The sequence below is a fragment of the Alphaproteobacteria bacterium SS10 genome (assembly GCA_019192455.1).
In the GTDB taxonomy this organism is placed as follows: Bacteria; Pseudomonadota; Alphaproteobacteria; order TMED2; family TMED2; genus TMED2.
In genome coordinates this window covers 712750-735313 of record JAHCML010000003.1, presented here as the reverse complement: position 1 = coordinate 735313, position 22564 = coordinate 712750, and the positions used below count along the sequence as shown (strand labels likewise).

General features: G+C 58.1%; 16 protein-coding genes. 4 read left to right on the top strand and 12 right to left on the bottom strand.

The features are described 5' to 3' along the window. The first annotated feature begins 138 nt into the window (after positions 1-138). Positions 139-852: a response regulator transcription factor gene (locus KI792_03790; protein MBV6632139.1), complete on the top strand. Its 714-nt coding sequence runs from the start codon at positions 139-141 to the stop codon at positions 850-852. A gap of 60 nt (positions 853-912) precedes the next feature. Here the strand turns inward: KI792_03790 and KI792_03785 are convergent, their stop codons facing one another. The 6 genes from KI792_03785 to KI792_03760 all read right to left on the bottom strand — a co-directional run bounded on the left by KI792_03785 (position 913) and on the right by KI792_03760 (position 7756). Further along, positions 913-1779, bottom strand: coding sequence for a protein-glutamate O-methyltransferase (locus KI792_03785; protein ID MBV6632138.1), 867 nt, complete (start codon positions 1777-1779; stop codon positions 913-915). Positions 1780-1786: 7 nt separating this feature from the next. Further along, the gene (locus tag KI792_03780; GenBank protein MBV6632137.1) at positions 1787-2914 is read right to left on the bottom strand and encodes a chemotaxis response regulator protein-glutamate methylesterase; all 1128 of its coding nucleotides are present in this window, start codon (positions 2912-2914) and stop codon (positions 1787-1789) included. A 191-nt stretch (positions 2915-3105) separates the two neighbouring features. Beyond that, a complete protein-coding gene (locus KI792_03775; GenBank protein ID MBV6632136.1) occupies positions 3106-3471 on the bottom strand; it encodes a response regulator in 366 nt (121 codons plus the stop codon). Positions 3472-3521: 50 nt separating this feature from the next. Beyond that, positions 3522-4010, bottom strand: coding sequence for a chemotaxis protein CheW (locus tag KI792_03770; GenBank protein MBV6632135.1), 489 nt, complete (start codon positions 4008-4010; stop codon positions 3522-3524). 4 nt (positions 4011-4014) lie between these two features. Beyond that, the gene (locus KI792_03765; protein ID MBV6632134.1) at positions 4015-6801 is read right to left on the bottom strand and encodes a chemotaxis protein CheW; all 2787 of its coding nucleotides are present in this window, start codon (positions 6799-6801) and stop codon (positions 4015-4017) included. Between the two features lie 289 nt (positions 6802-7090). Beyond that, positions 7091-7756, bottom strand: coding sequence for a hypothetical protein (locus tag KI792_03760; GenBank protein ID MBV6632133.1), 666 nt, complete (start codon positions 7754-7756; stop codon positions 7091-7093). A 266-nt stretch (positions 7757-8022) separates the two neighbouring features. On the opposite strand from KI792_03760, the gene KI792_03755 reads away from it, so the two are divergent. From KI792_03755 to KI792_03745, 3 genes are read left to right on the top strand one after another with little or no spacing between them, the layout of a single operon-like run. Further along, positions 8023-8211: a DUF3553 domain-containing protein gene (locus KI792_03755; GenBank protein ID MBV6632132.1), complete on the top strand. Its 189-nt coding sequence runs from the start codon at positions 8023-8025 to the stop codon at positions 8209-8211. Positions 8212-8262: 51 nt separating this feature from the next. Next, positions 8263-9576: an adenylosuccinate lyase gene (locus KI792_03750; protein MBV6632131.1), complete on the top strand. Its 1314-nt coding sequence runs from the start codon at positions 8263-8265 to the stop codon at positions 9574-9576. A gap of 41 nt (positions 9577-9617) precedes the next feature. Beyond that, on the top strand, positions 9618-10172 hold the full coding sequence (locus KI792_03745) for an HD family hydrolase (GenBank protein ID MBV6632130.1): 555 nt from the start codon (positions 9618-9620) through the stop codon (positions 10170-10172). Here KI792_03745 and KI792_03740 read toward each other — a convergent pair. From KI792_03740 to KI792_03715, 6 genes are all read right to left on the bottom strand, one after another. Next, a complete protein-coding gene (locus KI792_03740) occupies positions 10169-14461 on the bottom strand; it encodes a translocation/assembly module TamB domain-containing protein (GenBank protein MBV6632129.1) in 4293 nt (1430 codons plus the stop codon). The two genes, KI792_03745 and KI792_03740, sit on opposite strands and share 4 nt — an antisense overlap. A gap of 67 nt (positions 14462-14528) precedes the next feature. Next, positions 14529-16469, bottom strand: coding sequence for an outer membrane protein assembly factor (locus KI792_03735; GenBank protein ID MBV6632128.1), 1941 nt, complete (start codon positions 16467-16469; stop codon positions 14529-14531). Then, the gene (locus tag KI792_03730; GenBank protein MBV6632127.1) at positions 16432-17457 is read right to left on the bottom strand and encodes an alpha-E domain-containing protein; all 1026 of its coding nucleotides are present in this window, start codon (positions 17455-17457) and stop codon (positions 16432-16434) included. Before KI792_03730 ends, KI792_03735 begins: the two co-directional genes overlap by 38 nt. After that, positions 17454-18908 (bottom strand): circularly permuted type 2 ATP-grasp protein, encoded by a 1455-nt coding sequence (locus tag KI792_03725; protein ID MBV6632126.1) that lies wholly within the window; start codon positions 18906-18908, stop codon positions 17454-17456. The genes KI792_03730 and KI792_03725 overlap by 4 nt, the downstream gene beginning before the upstream one ends. Before the next feature lie 44 nt (positions 18909-18952). Next, positions 18953-19957: a transglutaminase family protein gene (locus KI792_03720; protein MBV6632125.1), complete on the bottom strand. Its 1005-nt coding sequence runs from the start codon at positions 19955-19957 to the stop codon at positions 18953-18955. Continuing rightward, on the bottom strand, positions 19954-22536 hold the full coding sequence (locus KI792_03715; protein MBV6632124.1) for a circularly permuted type 2 ATP-grasp protein: 2583 nt from the start codon (positions 22534-22536) through the stop codon (positions 19954-19956). The genes KI792_03720 and KI792_03715 overlap by 4 nt, the downstream gene beginning before the upstream one ends. Positions 22537-22564: the final 28 nt, after the last annotated feature.

Genomic DNA, 22564 nt, shown 5'->3' with positions numbered 1-22564 from the left:
TGCGTGGTCTTTGAAGCCCCACATAGACATCCCATCGAGCCAGAAATCAGGGATAAATTTGCGGGTAATGTTTGTTAACTTTTAGGTCCTATATTGGTCGCACTGGCACGGAACAACCCGATTTGGGAGGCGCGGCACATGCGAGCATTACTGGTTGAGGACGACACTAATACTTCGAGAAGCATATCACTCATGCTTCGCTCAGAGGGATATATCGTTGATCAAACCGATCTTGGGGAAGATGGGTTGGAGATTGCGAAGCTCTACGATTACGACATCATCGTCCTTGATTTGATGCTACCCGACATTGATGGGTACGAGGTGCTACGCCGGTTGCGAGCTGCACGGGTCGACACACCGATCCTTATTCTCTCTGGCCTCAGTGAACCTGATAATAAAATCAAAGGCTTCGGCATTGGTGCCGATGATTACATCACCAAGCCATTTGATAAGCGTGAGCTGATCGCCCGGATCCAAGCCATCATTCGCCGCAGCCAAGGCCACGCGCAAAGCATCATCACCACTGGCGTGATGGATGTGAACCTGGACAACCGAACCGCGATGGTCGACGGCAAACAGGTGCATTTGACCGGAAAAGAGTACGCGATTCTCGAACTGCTCGCCCTCCGCAAGGGCTCCACCCTTACCAAAGAGATGTTTCTAAATCACCTCTATGGCGGCATCGATGAGCCTGAGCTGAAGATCATCGACGTCTTTATCTGTAAGCTGCGCAAGAAGCTGAACAAGGCAACCGGCGGCGACAACTATATCGAGACCGTCTGGGGCCGTGGCTATGTCTTAAGAGACCCGGAGCCAGAGCCACAGCTTGAAGAGCTACAAGAGGCGGTATGAGGCAAAAGAGGCGGTTATGACCGCCTCTTTTTTTTGTCTAAATGTCAGAGAGTTAAAGGCTTAGGCCATCACTTCTGCATGCTGCTTCAGCAGAACGTTTGAACCTGGCGGGCCATTGGCCACCACATCAAAGACGCCACGCTGATCGGGGATCGCCTTAAACCGGTCGGAGACCCCAATGATCGTTTCAGCACCACCGAGGAATAAGAGGCCATCTTCTGGAAGGCGACGGCTCAACTTCTCGAGCACCGTCGTCTTGGTCGGTGCATCAAAATAGATCAGAACGTTGCGGCAGAAGATGACATCAAAGATGCCCAGCTGTCCCATCTCTTCCATCAGGTTGAACGGCTTAAAGGTCACTGCCTTGCGGAGGTCCTCTTTAACCACCCATTTGTCACCAACCTGATCGAAATACTTCACCAGCATCTGGATCGGTAGGCCGCGCTGTACCTCAAACTGGGTGTATTCGCCGTGCTTGGCCTTCTCGATCATCTCGTCAGAGATGTCGGTGGCCACGATATCCACGCGCCAACCAGCCAGCTTCGCCTGCTCTTCCTTCAAGATCATGGCGAGTGAATAGGGCTCTTGCCCACTTGAGCAGGCGGCCGACCAAATGCGGATCAAGCGCTTATCCCGACGTGCCGTTAGCAGTCGTGGCAGTACAAAGTTGCGGAACTGATCAAACGGCCGCTGATCCCGGAAGAAGGATGACTCATTCGTCGTCATCGCCTCTGTGATGTCTTTACCCAGCTCACGATTATCATTGCGCCGCAAGCTATCGGCCAGGTCCTCGAGGTTCTCGAGGTTGTGCTTACGGGCCACCGTCATCAAACGGGATTCAAGCAAATAGGCCTTATCCTCAGTCAGGTGGATGCCCGACTGTTTCTTCACCAAATCTGCAAAAAGGGAAAAATCACCTGCGCGCATGGTCCACCTAACTCACCAAACGCGTGGCTAATTTATAGATCTTGGGGCCAATCTCTGGCAGCGGCAGTACCTGGTTACAGATACCCGCATTGGCAACCGCCCCCGGCATGCCCCAAACAACACTGGTTTCCTCATCCTGGGCAATGATGCCACCGCCAGCCTCGGCCGCCATCTCACAGCCTTTGAGGCCATCTTGACCCATGCCGGTCAGGATCACGGTCAGCAACCGGCGCCCATAGACACGGATCAGGCTGCGCATCATTGGATCAACCGCTGGGCGACAGAAATTCTCTGGCGGGTCCTCGTTCAATACGATGACCTGCTCACCATCCCGGCTTTCCACCGTCATATGGAAACCACCGGGCGCGATATAGACATGACCGTTCAGAACCGGCTGGCCATCACTCGCCTCAAGGCAATCAACACCGCATTGGCGCGCAATATGGGCGGCCAGAATGCTGGTGAAGGTTCCTGGCATATGCTGGGTGATGAAGATTGGCTGGCGAGCCCCTTCCTTGAACGGCTTCAACACCTCAAACAAGGCCTGTGGTCCGCCGGTAGAGCTGCCAATAGCAATGGCATCCGGCACCGGAATTGTGCCCGCGCGCAGCAAAATCTTCTTCTTGGAATGCCTGGCGCCAGCATCCGCGACTGCTGCTGCATCGGCATCACGACCCGATTTATCGGCGGTAGCCGGTCTTGGTCGACGGCGGGTCGGATCTGAGGGGCGAACCCCCTTAGTTCTGGCACTAATGGCCAATGCTTTTACCTTGCGGATCAGCTCAGCTTTGAAGTTGTTCGCACTGGTCAGCTCTCGGCTTGAGGATGGCTTTTGCATGCAATCAGCTGCACCAATCTCAAGCGCCCGGATGGTCGTAACCGCATTGGCACCGGTCAGCGTAGACAGGACGATAATCTTAACCGCCGGGTCCACCTCCATCAGGAGAGGCAGTGCCGTAAGACCGTCCATCACCGGCATCTCAACATCAAGCACCACCACATCAACCGGTGTGCGTTTGAGCGAGTTAATCGCCATCTGGCCATCATTAACCGAGGCGATAACCTCAATCTGCGGGTCAGATTCCAAGAAACGAGAGATCAGACCACGGGTTACCGCGCTGTCATCGACAAGCATGACACGGCACGGATCCAGGCTCAGCGAACCGCTCGGGTAATCGCTGGCATCCTTACCGGTCTGTGGGCTTGTCTTCTCGCTGGTCATGGCCATGCCGCATCATCTCCGGTCTGCGAACCGGCCAAGCGTCCCTGGGCTTGAGCACGGAAACCAGCAGCCATGACGAGTTGGATCACCACCCCGATGCCCCCTCAGATCATGCCAATTTGGCGAAACTTGCTCTGCAAGATCTCGCTATCAAATGGTTTGAAGATGTATTCGCTCGCCCCCGCTTCCAATGCCTCTCGAATGTTGTCGAGGTCATTCTCGGTCGTGCAGAACACAACCTTTGGCATTGAGGCGCCAGCCAGCTCCCCCAATTCACGTAGGAAGTCGATCCCGGTCATGACTGGCATATTCCAGTCGAGCAGGATCACCTCCGGCAATTCCTCACGGCAAAGCTTTAAGGCTTCTTGCCCATCGGCAGCCTCTACACACTTAAACGAGAGTTCTTCTAGGATTTTACGCGCGACACGCCGGACAATGCGGCTGTCGTCGACCACCAAACAGGTCTTCATAGCGCCGAGTATACTTCAGACAAAACATGCACCCCGCTGGCAGTGTAGCGCTAAGCTGCAGTTAAGTCTGCAAAACTCAACAATCTACCAATATCCAAAATTACGAGCAGCTCTCCATCAAGCCGATGAATGCCCGATGAAACGTCCCGCCAGCGCCGATCCATGGTCGCTGGGTTCTTCTCAAAGGTGCTCTCTTCCAAGTTCAACACCTCGCCAACTTCATCAACGATGAGGCTGTAAAGCTCATGCTCATGTTCGACGACGATGCTCATTTCCTTAAGGTTTTGCGACCGGCTTTCCAAGTCTAGACGCAGCCGGACATCGATAGCGGTCACAATCCGACCACGAAGATTAAGCGATCCCGCAACCTCAGACGGCGCCAGTGGGATCTTGGTAATCCGTTGGGGACCGAGCACATCTTGCACCTGGAGCACAGGGATGCCGAATAACTGACCGGCAATCCGCATGGTCACATAGTCCCAAAGCTCAGCCTCACCCTGGGCGTTGCCAGATGAGCCATTTCGGTCTGTCACTGCCATTATCTTACGCGGCCCCTTTATTCTCTGCGAAGGTCTCGGCCAGGGTCTGTAGCAGCCCTTCGCGGTCGAACTTCGCCACATAGTCGGTGAAGCCAGCCTGGCGGCCGCGGTCTAGATCCCGCTCACTTGCGTGGGCAGATAAGGCAACCAGCGGTGTATCACTCCAGCGGCTATCTTGCTTCAGCTTATGGGCAAGCTCAAAGCCGCTCATACCCGGCATCTCGATATCGCTGACAATCGCATCGAAGGCCTCACCGCTGTTACAGACATGCAGGGCCTCACCGGCGCTATCAACCGTGGTGACAGAATATCCAGCCGCCACCAGCAATGGACGCATCAGATTGCGGAAGAATGGGCTGTCATCGACCAGCAGGATGCGCTTCTCAGACTCAACCTCTGTCATCACTCGTGGTTGCGCTGAGAACCAATCCGCGAAGGCCTGGCTCAGGAAGTAGCCAACATCGATAACCTCGGTTGCCTGACCGGCGATAATGGCACTACCCACCATGCCATCCTGATCTGGGGCCAGTTGGACGCGGATATCGTCTTCAACAATGTCGACGATCTCATCAACGACGAGGCCCATGGACTTATCACCATCGGTGAAGACCAGCACCGGATGCCGCTCTTTACCTGAGAAATCATGATCCTTGGCATATGGGATAAGCGGCATCAGCTGGCCACGGTACTGAATGACCGGTGCGTCGCTTGAGTACTCAATGCGGGTTGTCTCCACATCCTCAAGCCGCGCGACGAGCGCCAGTGGGACGGCCTTTGGCGTTTCATTGCCCGCCTTAAACATAAGCAGCGAGACAACATCATTGGCCTGACGCGATTGCTGAGCCTCGGCTGCCTGCATGTCGCTGCGAGAAACGGAAATCTCACCCGTGGTGCTGGCAATGCCGTTTGGATCGAGGATCATGATCACATTACCGTCGCCGAGAATGGTGTTGCCCGAGAAGATCTCAATGTGGCGCAGGATCGGCGCCACCGGCTTCACCACGATCTCTTCGGTGTCGAACACTTGGTCGACGATGATGCCGAACACGTAATTGCCGACCTGGGTAACCACGATATAGCGATCCGTCTCCATATCGCGGAGTGGGTCGTCCCGCTCTTCCAATGGAATGGCGCTGCTATCCAGCTCCAAAAGCTCGTTGAGTGAGACCAGCGGCAGCAAACGGTTGCGCAGTCGTAAGACCGGCGTGCCCTTAATCTTCTCAATCTTGTGGTCGCTCTTCGTTGAGGTACGAACCAGCTCAAGCACACTAATCTGCGGAATGGCGAAGCGCTCTTTGGCACACTCAACAATCAGTGCGGAGACAATCGCCAGGGTCAGTGGGATCTTAATCGTGAAGACGGAGCCCTGCCCCGCTTCCGACCGCATCTCAATCGTGCCGCCAATGCGCTCAATATTGTTGCGCACAACATCCATGCCCACACCACGGCCGGAGACTGAGGTCACCTTCTCAGCGGTGGAGAAGCCAGGGCGGAAGATCAGTTGCTGGATCTGCTGGGAGGTCATCGCCTCCAGCTCAGTTTCCGAGACCAGACGGTTGGCAACCGCCTTCGACTTAATCTTATCGAGCGCAAGGCCACGGCCATCATCAGAGATCTCAATGATGATATGCCCGCCTTCATGATAGGCGTTCAGGTTAATCGTGCCGGTCTCAACCTTACCGGTCGCGGCGCGATCGCTCGGCGTCTCAATGCCATGATCGGCACTGTTGCGAACCATATGGGTTAACGGATCGCGGATTAGCTCAAGCACTTGGCGGTCAAGCTCAGTCTCCGCGCCGTTCATGACCAGTTCGATCTTCTTGCCTAGTTCATGGCTAAGATCGCGAACGATCCGGGGCAGCTTGGCCCAGGCAGAGCCAATCGGCTGCATCCGGGTCTTCATCACCCCTTCCTGCAGCTCAGACACCACATGGTTTAGGCGCTGGAGTGGGGAGTTAAACTCACTATCCTTCTGCTGGCGCAGGATCTGCAGCAGCTGGTTCCGGGTCAGGACAAGTTCACTGACCATGGTCATTAGGTTTTCCAGCACTTCCACATTCACGCGGATTGACTGGTTCACGATGGCGTTGTCGCGACCACCGCCACCGCCGGCCGGGGCAGGTGCCGCTTCAGCTGCAGGTGGTGCGGCCGCTGGCGGCTCGGCTGGCGCTTCGGCTTGCGGCTCGGGCGCCGGCTCTGCCGCCGGTGCAGCATCTTCGGCTAGGCGTTGGGCCACCTCTTCCACCAGACCACGGGCACCAAGCGGCGTGTCCGCGCCCTCAGCACTCAAATCTGGGAAGAGTTGATGGATTTCGTCTTCGGTCAGCTCATCTGGCAGATCAGCTGGAATCTCTGGCTCAGCCGGCGCTTCTGGCGCGGCCGGTGGCGCAGCACTGCCAGCCTCTGGCACCGGCTCACCATCAGCCATGGCATCAAGGCGGGCGATCAGGTCGGCATCATCGCCGGCAGGCTCAGCTTCCGTCTCAGCCAAGGTTTGAAGGATGACCTTAATCTGATCCAGGCTTTCTAGGATCAGGGACACTGCCACCGGCGTGACCGACATTTCACCACTACGGAACTTGCCGAGCACGTTCTCAGCAGAGTGGGCAACCGCCTCTAGCCGTGGCAGACCAAGGAAGCCGCAGGTGCCCTTAATGGTGTGAACCAACCGGAAAATGTTTGAGAGCAACTCGGGGTCGTTGGGATTCTTTTCAAGATTCACCAACTCCACGTCGAGCGTGTCCATGCTCTCATTGGTTTCGGTCAGAAATTCGCTAAGTAGATCATCCATCACTTTACCGCCCCGTATCGGCCGTCATCTATATCCATCCCGCATTCAACAAATTAGACGGGCTGGATAGTCGTTGCCGCCAGCGCCCTTTGTTGGTGTTGATCACGGGGGCCACCCGCGCACCATCAAGAGCACCGTAATTTTCCTATTAAACGCTAAATAACCCGGCGATGCGCTCCGTTTTTGTGAACTTACCCGAGGGCCCGACCCAGCGGATGCATGCCCGCAACAGCCCCTTTTTCCTACTTCTGCCCAATACCAGCGGCCGTTGAAGCGATATCAACCCACCTCAACGGCGCCCCATATGAAGATCGAGCCGGTCCGTGCCGACCGGATCAAAGGTTAAAAAGAACCCGTGCTCACGCAGGACCAAGCCGGTCAAACAGACCTGGATGGTGCGTGGCGTAAGGTCAGCCGCCGCAACATTCCCGTCAAAAGCAGCACGGCTCTCATCAGACAAACCCGGCTCACTGCCCATCAATCTAAAAGTTAGGCGCCCACGCCCCTCTTGGCTGGCGAGCTCAATTTTGCCGCGCTGTAGGGCCTCCTCAGCTAAGAGCAGGACATTCAACACCGCCTTAGGCAGGGCGCCACCCTCGAAAGGAATGATCAGATATCGTGGCCAATCCAATTCGATCCGGCTGTTCTCAAACAGCGACGTTGCAACCTGCCGTGCATCGGCGACCGATACCTTTGACCGCTGAGAGGTCATCCCGAAGGCGAGGCGGTAATAGGTCAGGCGTCGCGCTGCGGCCAAGGCGGAGCCCGCGATCAGCTCCATCGCCTCATCGCGCACGTCATCACCCATCTCTTGGATAAGTTCGATGCCGTTATTCACGGCGCCCACCGGGCTCACCAGATCATGGCAAAGCTTTGTCGTCAGCACCTCGCTCAACAGCTGGGGACTGATCTCTGCCAATGGTTCGGTCGCCTGTTCCGCTAAGGGCTGCGACATAAGCCATCTACCTCCGACCTGGTCGCTCAGCTGGACGAACCGCGAGCCGATCAGGAATACAGTTGAATGTTATTGTTGTTGTTCAAACTTTGCGGGGACGGAACGGTACCATCCCGACGCCCAAATTGACCATGACCGGATTGCGTTGACGCAGTCTTAATGAGCCCAAGACATTCATCGATAATCACGCTAAAACCGCCGCCGACTGAGAAAGCAACCGCGTCAGAGCCGTAACCTGGCGCGAAACGATATGAAGTTGGACCATGATGGCCGGTGATGATGAGGTTGGATTTTTGGTGCCCGGTGGCTGGGTTAAGCACCCCGGCCAGCCTGATTGGGGCAATGGCCAGATCCAAAGCGTCATCGATAACCGCATCACCATCAACTTCGAGCACCGCGGCAAGGTGGTGATCGACCGCTTTCAAATCGACCTCGAAGCCATTGAACCCGAATAGTTTTTCGGCGCGACGGCACTTCTAAGACCCGTAACTAGGCACAACGTCACAATGATCCCTCGCTATACCCGCCCTGAGATGGCCGCCATCTGGGAACCTGAGAACAAGTTTCAAATCTGGCTCGAGATTGAGGCCCATGCCTGCGATGCCCAGGCTGAGCTTGGCGTTATTCCAAAAGACGCCGCCCAGGCGGTTTGGGAGCATGGGAAGTTCGAAGTCTCACGCATTGATGAGATTGAGGCGGAGACCAAGCATGACGTCATCGCCTTTCTGACCAACCTCGCTGAGTATGTCGGCCCGCAGGCACGCTTTGTTCACCAGGGCATGACCTCCTCCGACGTGCTCGACACCACCCTATCGGTGCAGCTGAAGCAGGCGAGCGACCTACTGCTCGTGGGCATGGACCGCCTGCTCGCTGCCCTTAAAGACCGGGCGTATGAGCACAAAGACACGATCTGCATCGGCCGTAGCCACGGCATTCATGCCGAGCCAAATACCTTTGGGCTGAAGCTCGCCGGGCATTACGCCGCCTTCGACCGGCAGCGTACCCGCCTACTCCGCGCCCGTGAGGAGATTGCCACCTGCGCGATCTCAGGTGCGGTTGGCACCTTCGCCAATATCGACCCAGCAGTTGAGGCCCATGTGGCTGAGAAAATGGGCCTTACCATTGAGCCCGTCTCAACCCAGGTGATCCCGCGCGATCGCCATGCCTATTTCTTCTCCGTACTGGGTGGCATTGCCGGCTCGGTTGAGAACCTGGCCACCGAAATTCGCCACCTGCAGCGCACGGAAGTGCGTGAAGCTGAGGAGTATTTTGCCAAAGGCCAAAAGGGTTCCTCCGCGATGCCGCATAAGCGGAACCCAATCCTGACCGAGAACCTGACCGGCCTCGCACGTCTGGTGCGCGGGATGGTTGTCCCCGCCCTGGAGAATGTCGCCCTCTGGCATGAGCGGGATATCTCCCACTCATCGGTTGAGCGGATGATCGGCCCCGATGCGACCGTGACCCTGGATTTTGCCCTCCACCGGATGGCCATGGTGATTGAGAAGCTGCTCGTCTACCCAGAGCAGATGCGCAAAACCATGGACAGCCTTGGCGGTCTGGTCTTCTCACAACGCGTTTTGCTGGCCCTAACCCAGGCTGGTGTAAGCCGGGAAGATGCCTACCGCCTGGTCCAGCGCAATGCGATGGCCGTTTGGGCGATTGAGGGCGACCGCACCGGTGCCTTCCTCAATGCCCTCAAAGGCGATGATGAGGTGCTGGCGGCACTGGAAATGGACGCCCTCACCGCACTGTTTGATCTCGGCTATCACACCAAGCATGTGGATACGATCTTCGCCCGGGTGTTTGGCGAGGCTGCCTAACCATGGCCGGTGGGGTCGATAACAAACGGGCCTGGCAGCGGATGCTAAGCGGCCGTCGCCTGGACCTAATCGACCCCTCACCGGTTGATATTGAGATTGAGGATATTGCCCATGGTCTGGCGCGGGTTGCCCGCTGGAATGGGCAAACCTCAGGCGACCACGCCTTCACGGTGGCGCAACACAGCCTGCTGGTCGTTGATATCCTGCCGCATATCCACCCCAAAGCGAGCGATGCGGACCGCCTGGCCGCCCTGCTGCACGATGCGCCGGAATACGTGGTGGGCGATTTGATCAGCCCGTTTAAGCGGGCCGTTGGCATCGACTACAAACAGTTTGAAGAGCGACTTTTACAGGCGATCCATCTGCGCTTTGGCCTGCCCGCCCTCCTGCCGGAACGGGTGACAAAGGCGATCAAGCGCGCCGACCAAATCGCCGCCTATCTTGAAGCGACGGAGCTGGCCGGATTCAGCGCCGAAGAAGCTGAGAAGTTCTTTGGCAAGCCGCAAGACGGGTTTTTCGCCGACCTAGAGCCAGCGCCAGCCGAATCTATAAAATCTAGTTTTATCAAAGCGTTTAATCGCTTCTTTGTAAGTTAATAATCCCACTCAATGCTGACGCCAACGCTGTTGTTATTGCGGTTGCCGGTCTTACCCTCGAACTTGATTGTGTCGGTGATATCGACCTCAACCTCCACCTCACTGGTGGCATCGCCTACGCCCTGATTAACGCCGACGAAGACCCCGTCGCTGATATAGCGACCGGCCCGAACGCTGGCGCCATTCTCGGTCTGATCCACGCTTAGCTCATCAATGCCGAGAAGGTCGCGTGTGGTGCCCAGCACCCCTTGCCCGCTATTGCCGCGCAAGCTGGCGATCAGCTCGGTCGCCTGTACCGCCTGAACCGCACTCAGATTGGCACTGTCGGTGCCAAACAAGATGCGTGACGCAATCTCCCCCTGGGGCAGCACCGGCTCTGATGTTAGCTCAATCGATGGTTGGGCCACCGAGCCAGAGACGGTGATCTTGGCCGTAATCTCCCCGGCTGGGCGGGATGCAACCACATCCAACTCCGGCGGTGAACCATCGGCGTTGAGGCTTAACCCGCCCTCATCAAAGCTCCAGTTCTGACCGGCCACATCGAGCCGCCCTTGCAAGAGGTCAAACCGCCCCTCAACCACCGGTTCGGCAGCCGTGCCGCCAATATCGACGCCACCGCCAACCTCTAAGTCCAGGCCAAGCCCACGGATATAGACCCGGCCCGGCGCGCGGATAGCCAGATCAAGCTCGGTATTGATTGGGCTTACCTCTTCCTCCGGTACCGGCGTTTGCTCGGTGACCTCTTCCTCAACCTCAATGGTTGCAACGCTGCTTGGCAGGCGCTTCGGGATACGTATCTCTGCCTCGGTGATGTTGAGGGTGCCCGCCAACCTATGGTCGGTCAGCGTGCCATTGAGGTTGAGCTCACCATCCAGGGTGGCGTCAGCCAAATCACTCTCGAGCAGCTTGGCCTGGTTAAAGTCCAGGCTGAACTCAAGCGCGCTCTCCTCATCAAAGCCGAGGCGCCCCTCACCCGCCAAATCACCACCACCGCCGGCCTGTGCCGTCAGGTTGTCGATAATCAGCCCGCGCTCTGATCCGCTGATTGAGCCGTTGATCTGATCCAAGCGAACACCGTGGATCAGGTTCAGATAGGAGGCCTGATCCAACTGGATACCGCCACCGAAAACAGGGGAAGCCAAATCGCCACCAACGGTCAGATCAATGCCCAGCTGACCATCCAGGCGATGCCCATCAGCCTCGGCAATCTGGTTCAGCAGATTGAGCGCGAACTGCCCCGTCACCGATGCATCAAGTGGTAACGGGTCCGGCAGCTCAATCCCCGCCATTACCGCCTGGGCGCTGCGCTTAAGCTGGGCGGGCAGGTTCGCCGATACCATTAACGGCAGGGCGCCATTGGTATCCTGGCCACTCGCCGCGATGGTGATATCAGATCCGTCCCAGCCCATATCGGCACTAAAGCTGTAGGGCGCCAGCACATCACCAACCTCCCCAGTTAGCGAAACCCCGTCCAAACGAAGCGAGCTGCTGGCCGAGGCGTTGCTTCTGGTGACCTCCAGAGCAGTCTCAAACCCGATTGTGCCAAGCACATCCGGCAGGCCTAGATGCTCTGCCAACAACTCGATGTCGGTATCGGGCATTGTCAGCGAAGCCCTAACCGCCTCGGGGCCGTACTGACCATCCAGATTGATCGGCACCTGAGCGACGGAAATGGTTGTCGGTGCCAGCGTGATATTGGCCCCGGCAAGGGTGATCGAGGTTGCAGCCGCCAGCCCCAATGGCAGGTCACCAAGCTGGGCATCGAGCGAGGTAATCTCGATCAAACTATCCGCGCCCGCCTGACGTTGATTAGCCACCATGGCGAGGGCTAGTTGATCAAAGCGCGGACCGATGCCGACACCGCCAGCTTCGATATTCAGCTGCAGGGAATTCCCGCCCCCATCCGCGCTGGCTGAGACCTGGCCACGCAAGCGTTCCAGGCCCTGCCCGTTGAGCAAGACATCGTTATCCCGCAACTCAATCTGAACCGATGGCGCCTGCGCGTTACCGCCAACCGACGCCACCAGGTCGAGGCGCCCATCTAACCCCTCAACCCCGGCCAAACGCCCGAGCGGTTTCAGCGTATCGCCCCGGACATTCACATCAACAGCAAGCGGACCAGAAAACTCAATCAAACCAGAAGCTTGCGCGACGAGACTCTCAACAGAGAGAGAAACATCAGGGAGTGTCAAAGCACCATTAGCAAGGGTGATATCCTCAGCGGCCAGCACAACCGGCACCTCGGAAACCATGGCTGAGAACGAGGCGTTTTCAATAGCTTGCGAGTCGAGATTCGCAGAAATCGAGAGCACTTGATCGGTGATCCTACGCCCGGCTGCGGTGATCGCCTCCCCAACAGGCTGGCCCATCTCAATGCTTAGATCGCCATTTTGATGGCCGATCTCCCCGGCCATGGTCAGGGCGCCATTTAGGCTTTCGGAGAGGATGGCGAGGTCGTCAATTGTCAGGCTGACATCCACCCGTTGCCCATCGCCACCCAACGCCCTTGGCAAGATCGTTGCGGCTAGTTTTTCCGCCTCAAAATGGGCGCGCAACTTGCTGATATTATTTAAATTTTTAACCTGTACCGCATCTGGCCAATCAACTGTCAAAATCGGATGGGAACCCAATAGCGCGGCCAGCTGTTCGCTCTCATAAACGGCATCTGACACCGAGATATCGGCGAGCAATCCAGGGGCGGTGTCGGTTAGCCCCAAGGCAACCGATAAACCGATCTGCCCAGTAAGTGGTAAGCCGCCAGGAACCACCGCGCCGACATCCGCAAGATCAACGCCGTCAGCCTGGATGTTAGCTTGGGTTGGAACACCATTCTCCACCGCTGCTGAGGCAACCAAGGCACCACCAAATAGATCGATGGGATCGATAGACAGGCGGACCGTATCGATGCTGGGGCCCAGCTGAAGATCACCTTCCACGATCACCTGGTCGGGCACCTCAACGGCGTCATTGATTAGGTCGATCTCAGCCAGTGACAGGACCCAGTCAGCAGGCACAATACCCGCGGTCAAATCCGCCTGCTCCAAATCGGCGGTGATGGCGAATGAGGCGTTACCCTGCCCTACCTCATCAGCCCGAAGTTGAACGGCGTTCAAAGCGATGTTTAGGGCCTTTTCCTGCAGCAAAAGTTCAGCGCCGAGAGAGGCCCAGGAAACTCCAGGGGCAAAGCCATAACCGTTACCGCTCGGCTGACCGGTCAGGGTCACGGATAGCTCACTCGCCTCCAATGCATCGGTGTTGAGCTGCCCACGCCCCTCAAGCTTGAATGCAGAGGTCGAGGCCGAAAGCTCATCAAGGATCAGGGCATCATCGGCAAAAGCCATGGATAGAACCGCTGAGGGTTCTGGGCCCAAGAGGGCAGCCACACGATCATCGGCCACGGCGAGGCCGCTCACCTTAGGCTCAAGCCGCAAACCGACCTGCCCATCCTGACGCGTCACGGCAATTGGGCTGGATACTGTCACCAGTCCGGGCGCGTCGGCGCGAAGCTGTCCGGCCCAGCTATTCAGATCGCCCGTACCTTCCAGAGACAGGTCGAGCGGCTGCGGTGAACCTAAGAAGGCCCCGAGCAACCGACCATTGGGGAAACTTGCCTGTATGGCGGCATGAAACTCTGCTGCCGATGGATCAAGGGCGACATCGATTGAAGCCGTCGCCGGGCCATCTACCTCCACCGCCTCAAGGCGGATGGTCGATGGCTGGGATAGGTCACCTGCGATTGAGGCGCTACCAGATGCCGATATGGCAACCACCCGTTCACCCGCGGCCAGGAGATCAACCTGCTTCAGGCCCAACCGCTCCAGCCGGATATCGATCGGCAGCAAGTCGCCACCGGCTAGCTTATCCAGAGCCCCTAGCTGTTCAGCTAAGCTTTTGGGCTCTTTGGGTGCGCCGTCCCTGTCAGGCAGGGCCAAGGACAGACTAGCTGCTGCTAACTCCTGAACGGAGAGGCTACCGAGCAGCAGAGCTGACGGGCGCCAATCAAGGATGAGGGCTTGCCCTTGAAACAACGGCTCAACACCGTTTTCAACGGTTACCGACCCGATCTCCAGCCGGTCGAACAGGCCGCCTTCAACACCCGCCAGCTCGATCGTCAGGCCCGCTTCTGCGGCTGTGGTCACGCCCCAACCAATTGCTGTGTCCCGGCCATGATCGGTCGCCAGCCAGGCCAGTATCAGCACCGGCAAGGCAATCGCGAGCATCAGCAAGGCGATCAGCGCGCGTAGCCAGCGCCGCTTTGGTTTGGCGGATTGAGAGGTCGTGTCTGTCATTGGTTTGGTCACATAAGGCCGGTCATTCGCGGTCACGGCGAATGGATCGGCCTATCAACTGCCTGCCCTAGAATGCCTGACCCAGACTGAAATAGACCTGGAAGGCGTCATCGTCATCATCTGGATTAACCGGGACACCGACATCAACCCGCAAGGGCCCAAAACCGGTGAAGTAACGAAGGCCAAGGCCCGTACCAACCCGCATATCCTCACTGAAATCAACGAAGCTCTCCTCCGTTACGATCCCAGCATCAATGAACGGTACCACACCGATTGTGTCGGTAATGCGGATGCGTGCCTCGGTTCCAATCTCAAAGACCGAGCGGCCGCCGCTTGGGTCATTGTCATCATCCCGGGGACCAACCGCCTGAAATGCATAGCCCCGAACCGATCCATCACCACCTGAGAAAAAGCGGCGGTTGGCGGGGATATCATCCACATCAGCGCCAGCTATGGCGCCCAGCCCGGCACGACCGGCAAGGATCAGGCGATTGCTCTCAAATGGGCTCCAGAAGGTTCGGCCTGTCGTCCCCATGATGAAGTAGGACGACCCCACATCATTGACGGTCAGCACCGGCTCAAGCGTGAAATCGACGGCATAACCCTCGGTTGGGTCCAAAAGGTCATCGGTCCGGTCGAAGCTAAGCGTGTTGGGAAAAGCGAGCGTGACGAACTGCTCACCATCCTCATCATCATTATCCTTCACATCCTCAAACGCCAGGGTCACGCCGGTGCTGAAATCAGCGACCTCAAACAGCGGCCGCTCAATCGAAGCCCGTAGTTCGATGGCTTGGCGCTCAAACGCATCCGGCGCCTCAACTTCGGCCGTGGCCCCCACGATTAGATCCTGATCAACCATCAGAAAATCTGGTTTCCGCAGATCGGTGGCGATGCCGTAATCGATGCCCCGGGCATCCGGCGCCCCAATGCGACCAACATTGGTGATAACCTCCAACCGCTCGGCCTCACCCAGGATATTGCGATGCGACCATCGCGCCTCGGCGCCAAAACCCTCATCGGTCGATAGGGTGACCGCACCACCAATGGTGCGGAAGGCCCGCTCCTCAACCACTACCTCAACCGGCAGGGTCACTTCATCGGCCTCTGGATCAACGGCGTCCATTCCAACCAGGCGCGCAGTCACACTATCGAAGGTGCCAAGACCGCTCACGCCAGAACGAGTTTTGCCGAGCACCGTCGGGTTGAACAGAGCGCCCGTTTCAACGGTGATTCGCTTACGAACCGCGGCTTCCCCAACCTCTTCCAAACCTTTGACGGTGACCTCACCAAAGCGAACCAGCGGGCCAGGGCGATAGCGATAACGCACCGTTAGCGCCTGGGTTTCACGATTTACCGTTACCCGGCGTTTGGTGCTGGTGGCGAGCGCATGGCCCTGCGCCCGCAACTGCTGCACACCGAGAGGCTCCGCCGCCAAGACCGATGCCGATAACGCGGGCTGGCCAGGTTTTAACGGCAGGCTATCGGCCTCAACCAAGTTGAGCAGGGTCCCGTCTGGGTTCTCAATCAGAACGGCGGCGATGCTGTATTGTGGCCCGGGCGTTACCTCAATCTCCGCTACCGGCAAGGGCGCTTCTTCGCCATCGGTGGGCTCGCCGCTCAACACCTCAATGGCGACACGGGCGCTGTAGAAGCCCTGGGAACGCATTACCGCCTGCACGCGGTCGACATCATTCTCAGCGCGCCGGTTTAGGGCGAAGAGGCTGGGCGCCCCCTCACCGCGCAATTGTTCGAGCAGAACAGCATCAAGGATTAGCTGTGAGATGCTGTCGGCGAGCGCCCCTGGATCTTGTGCCGCACCATCTTGAAGTGCGTGGAGATCATCAGCGGCGAGCTGGTCGAGGCCGGTTACCCGCAACTCATAATCCAGCGCCCAGGCTGCCATGGGTGAGAACAGCAGCAACAGCCCAATCAGGCCGATACAGGCATGGCGCAAGGCGAGCATGGCTTGATCAGGCCTGCTGCGGGGTTGGACGGAAGAAATCGTCATAGAGGCTATCGGTGATGTCGATCAGCCGGGACTGCACCCAGTCCAGATACTCATGCAGGCCATCGGCGACGATCACATCGATCCCGCGGGACGCAATGGCAGCGCGCATCTCATCAATGACCTCAAGCGCCTTACCACCACCACGCAGGCCGTACTGCATGCGAAGATCGTTCAACAGGTTATCAAGCCGCGTCGTGCAGAAGCTAAGCGAGCGCGGGAAGCTGTTGTTAACCAACAAGAAACCAGCGACGGTCAGCGGATCAATGCCACGTGGATGGGCCCGACGGAAGGCGTGGTATCCAGCGGCCGCGCGCAGCAATGCCTGCCATTGTGAGACATCGACAGCGGTGCCCACATCCTCAACCCGGGGCAGCAGGATGTGATACTTGATGTCCACGAGGCGGGTAATCTGATCCGCCCGCTCCAAAAACTTGCCGAGCCGATAGAACGACCAGCCCTGATCGCGCGGGAAGGTGCCATCGGCGATGCCGGTATGGCTTTGGCAGCTCTCCCGAACAAAGTTGCAGATGCTGACGACATTGTTGTCAGCGATATCGAGGGGGCGCAGCACCGCCATCCGGTTGTAGAAGACGTTCAGCTGAGTCCAAACCTCACTAGACAAGACCGGGCGCAGGGTCCGTGCATTCTCCCGCGCGTTACGCACCGTGGAGAGGATGGAGGATGGGTTCTCACTATCCAGCAGGTAGAAGTGCTTCACCGCCTCCTGGGTTAGGACCGGGTGGGTAGCCTTAAACCGCTCATCATCCGCGTTCAGGCTGACCACCGATTGCCAGCTGGTATTGCTGGAATTGTGCTGGCTGAAGGTATGGGTAACCGACAGCAGGCGTGCCGTGCTCTCGGCCCGCTCAACATACCGGCCGAGCCACAGCAGGGCCTCAGCATAGCGGGCAAGCAGGAAGCGGTTGCGGTTTCCGGCCTCAATCGGTGAGGCGTTCGCCTCGGTTATGTACGCCTGATGCTGGTTCATTGGTTCAGCACCCACGTGTCTTTTGACCCGCCGCCCTGGCTGGAATTCACCACCAGTGAGCCCTCTTTCAACGCAACGCGGGTTAGGCCGCCAGGCAGCACCCAGGTGCTCTCCCCCGTAATCGCGAAGGGCCGCAGATCCACATGGCGCGGACGCAGGCCATCCTGGGTCACGGTTGGTGACACCGATAGGTCAATGGTTGGCTGGCTGATGTAATTGGCGGGGTCCGCCTGCAGCTTAGCGCGGAATTCCTCAACCTCTTCGGCGGTTGATTTAGGCCCGATCAACATGCCGTAGCCGCCGCTCTCGCCCACCGGCTTAACAACCAAATCCGCGAGATTATCGAGGGTGTATTGCAGCCCCTCAACCTCACGACAAAGGTGGGTTTCTACATTCGGCAGGATCGCGTCTTGGTCCAGGTAGTACTTAATGATCCGGGGCATATAGGCGTAGATCGCCTTATCATCCGCGACGCCGGTCCCGATTGCATTGGCAATGGCAACCTTGCCCGCCCGCCAGGCGCGAACCAAGCCGGGCACGCCCAGTAGGCTGTCTTCCCGGAAGACCTCTGGGTCGAGGAAGTCATCATCAACCCGTCGATAGATAGCGTGTACGCGCTCGGCACCGCCGATGGTGTTCATGTAGACACAATCATCTTCCGCAACGAACAGATCGCGCCCTTCAACCAGGGCGACACCCATTTCGCGGGCCAGGAACACATGCTCGAAAAACGCGGAGTTATAGATGCCTGGGGATAGAAGTACGACGGAGGGGTCGACAGTCTCGGCTGGCACCATCTCAGTCATCGCCCGGTGCAGCTGCATGCCGTAGTCATCAACCGCACGTACACCGGTATCGCCAAACAGGTCGGCGAAGACCCGCAACATCATGTGCCGGTTCTCAATAACGTATGAGACACCGGACGGCGTGCGGGCATTGTCCTCAAGCACGCGGAAGATACCGTCAGCATCGCGGATCAAATCAATACCGCAGATGTTCACATAGGCGTTGTGGGGTACCTTCACGCCTTCCGCCGCGGGGCGGTAATTCTTGTTTTGCAGGACCAGGTCCGACGGCACCACACCATCAGCTAAGATCTTGCGATCACTATAAATATCGGTGAGGAAGGCATTGATAGCGGCGACCCGCTGGACCACGCCAGCCTCCAGCACATCCCATTCCTTCGCCGTCAGAACCCGTGGCACCACATCGAAGGGCAGCACCCGGTCAATGGCGTCCGCTTCGGAGTAAACCGTGAAGGTAATGCCCAGATTGTAGAACTCCCGATCCACACGGCCAGCGCGGGTCTGAAGCTCTTCAATTGAGAGGTTCTGCAGGCGAGCCATTAGCGCCGCCATGCCGGCATCGCCGGCGCGGTTCTGCGCGGTCATCTCGCAATAGCTGGTGCCCGGCTGATAGCCACCCATCAGCGCGTCATTCGTTGGGGACATGTTTGTGGATAAAGGTGCCTAAAAGGTTGAAACCCAAGACGTAGTCATGCCGCGTCGTCGGGCACCAAGTCAACGGCTACGGACAATTCTTGTTTCCCGCCGCCCAAAATCACCCCCTTAACCGGGCTGATATCCAGGTAATCGCGCCCCCAACCAATCACCACATGGTCGGTACCCACGATCAAATCATTGGTTGGGTCTAGATCAACCCAGTCAATTTCGGGCCCACACCAGATCGCAAACCACGCATGGCTAGCATCGGCGCCGCGAAGCTCAGTCTCGTTAATCGGCAAGGTGGTGGTGAGTTCGGTTTTAGCCTTGGCCTTGCCCTCATCATCACTGCTCTCAGGATCAGCGACAGATTGGGTGGCATTGGTGGTGCGGATGTAGCCGGATACATAGCGTGCCGCGAGGCCTAGCCCCCTTAGCCCGGCAATCGCGATCTGCGCGAAGTCTTGGCAGACCCCTGCCCTTGCTTTGAACGCAGTATCCACCGGCGTGGTTACCGCCGTGGCTCCTGGCTCATACTTAAAATCAGTGAAGATGCGATGATTGAAATCCTGCACCGCCTCCAAGATAGGGCGCCCAGGCGCGAAGGATTTACGTGCGTAATCAGTAACTTCCGACACGATTGAAACACCGGGGGAAGCCAAGCTGCATTCCAGCGGCTCCAACGTATCTGGGAAGCCATCACCGCTAACCAGGGCCCGCACCTGCTCCCAGGCCGGGGTGTTGAGCGGCATCGGCACCTCACGGTCCCGCACATCAATGGTTGCCTCCGCCACCACATTAAGGGCGTCGTGATTGCTCTCAATCGCTACGAAATGATGGATATTGCCAAAGCCATCCTGACGCTCAGCGGTCATATCCGGCGTTGGCTCAACCCGCACACTGGCATTCTTCACATCCTGATACGGCAGATCACGCAGCTGCAGGCACAGATCGTGGTGGGCCAAGGCCACTGCATCCGCATAGTCATAGGTTGTGACATGGCGCAGGTGATAGCGGCGGCTAACCGGCGGGTTATTGCTGGTGGGATGATCGGTCATGACTGGTCCCCCTCACCCCGAACGGGGCTATCGGGGCGCCAGTCGGCGTCAAGCAGGCGTTCGCCCTCCCGGTGCAGGAAGAAGGCACTGCTTAACTCACCGGCGACCGCATGCAACTCCCGCTCAGCCTCAAACAGGAAGCGATCCAGATGCAGGCTTAGGTCACCACCGGCCGGGTCAGGCGAAAGGGCATTGCCAGGTTCCAGCCCGGCAAACAGCGTCACGGCCTGATCTAAGTCATCGCGGATCTGCTTTAGCTTGGCTGCGGGATTGATACTGCGCCGATATGGGAAGGCGCCCGCATGCTCAATCATTCTCTCAATCTGGAACAGCACAGCCTTCGGGTTGGTCTCATCAGTCAGGATTAGGTCCAGAACCGGGCGCGGCTGAACCAAGCTTAGATACCGGCTGCGATAGGTGATCAAGGCATCACCTAGCTCTAAGGCTAGGCGTAGATGCATCCGCTCTGGCTCAAGCCCGGTGCCACAACAGGCCGCGGCAACCCGCAAACCGAACAATGCCGTCTCCAACCGGCGACCAAAATCGAGGAAACGCCAGGCGGTACCGCGCACCATCCCCTCAGCGGCAAGCCCGGCAAAGGCAGTAGTGTTGTGTAGAAGCTCGTCGAAGACAGACAGGCTGAGATCAATGTCACCGGCGGCATGCTGCAGCCGGTCATGAAGTGGCCCGGTCAGATGGCTCAAGATGTCCCACATATCGTTTGAGCAACGATCGCGGAGGCCGAGCATCAGGCGGTTTGCCTGCTTGAAGTCATTACTGATTGGGCCATCGGCAGAGGTGGCGGTAAGCAACGTTTTTGGCAGTACACCGCGCTGCTCTGGCGTGATCTTCTTCTCCCATTTAACCAGCCCATGGCGCCAAAACGCGGTTTCAAGCTGGTTGATCTCCGCCATCTCCCGAGAGCCATCGGTGGCGTTAAGCAGGCGGCTATAAACCGTACGGCAGAGGCGTAGGCTCCCCTCAATCCGGGCCATGTGGCGGCCCAGCCAGAACAGGTTGTCAGCGACCCGGCTTTGTAGGCCACCGGTGGAGCGAACAATCTCAACGCTCTTAATGGTTATCGGCAGCGGGTAGCTGACGGTTTCGGTCTCAGCGTCGCTTAGAACCCAAACATCTTTGGTGATCGAGCCATCGGCCAGGATACCGCTAAACGGGCTGCCACCCACTGGCATGCGGGCAAACCCACCTGGCATGACCTGGAAGTTCCCCTCATCATCCGCGACAGCGAAAATCCGCAGAACGACCGGGTGGGACTGTAGGCTGGCACCACTCAACATCGGTGCGTTGGAGGGGATCAACCGCTCCTGCGCCACGTAGTTTTCTGGCGAGTGGCGCATTTTATCGATTAACGCCGCACGGTTCAGTGGGCTCAATTCCAGCGGATCAACCGGATACCCCTGGCCATAGAAGGCAGGGAGGATGATGTAGTCATCAAGCCGCTCGATCACCTGACGCAGGATTTCTGGCTGACCACACCACCAGGTCTCGGCACTGGCGGCCTTCTGGGTTTCATCCAGCAGCTCTTGCGTTAGGCGCGGCAGGAATGGGAACAGCGCGGGCGTCTGCACCGCACCGCTACCAATTGGGTTGGCCATCATGACCCGGCCCGCCCGCTGCAGCTGTGCCAAGCCAGACACGCCCAACAAACTCTCTGGCCGTAGCTCAAGTGGATCACAGTAATCGCCATCAAGACGACGCAGCAGCAGGTCAATAGGCTGCAGACCGCCTAGCTCTTTCAAAAGCAAGCGGTCACCGCGAATGGTGAGGTCAGCCCCCTCAACCAAGGTCAGGTCCATCTCACGCGCCAGATAGACATGCTCAAAATAACCCGGGGCGAATGGACCCGGGGTTAGGAGCGCCATACGTGGTGAATTTGCCCCATTGGCCTTGGCCGCACCCCGTAAGCTCGCCGCCCAGCCATCAAAGAACTGACGGCAGCTGCGCACCGCCTGGTTGGTGAAGACCTCTGGCAGGGTCCTGGCCAAAATTCGGCGGTTAGCGAGGGCAAAGCCCGCGCCCGTCGGAACCTGGGTGCGGTCGGCAACGATGGTCCAGGTGCCATCGGGGCGACGCACCAGATCGGCGGCATAGACCTGCAGGTGACTGCCCGGCTTCTTATCGCCAGCAACCCGAACAGGGCGCAGATAATCCGGGTTACCGAAGACCAAATAAGGGGGAAAAATCCCCTGATTCAGGGTTTCTTGCGGCCCGTAGAGGTCGTCGAGCAGATGGCTCAACACACGGGCGCGTTGGCCCACCGCGGCTTCAATGTACTGCCACTCATCAGCTGGGATGATTAGCGGCAATAGGTCGAACAGCCATTCTTGCCCGGCCGGATCACCGCTGTGATAGCCGAGTGAGATACCGGCATCAGCAGCAAGCTGGCGCGCGCGCTCAACCCGCTCTTGCAGGCCGGAGGCAGACAACATTTGATATTGGGCCATCAGGGCGGCCCAGTGCCCACGCGGGCGGCCATCAGGCAGGAACGCTTCATCATAGCCGGTGGCTTTCGCCGCACCGGTCGACAAGATGAATGGTAACTGCGCCTGATTGCTCATTCAGGTGATCTCAAACTCAGCAGGTCGC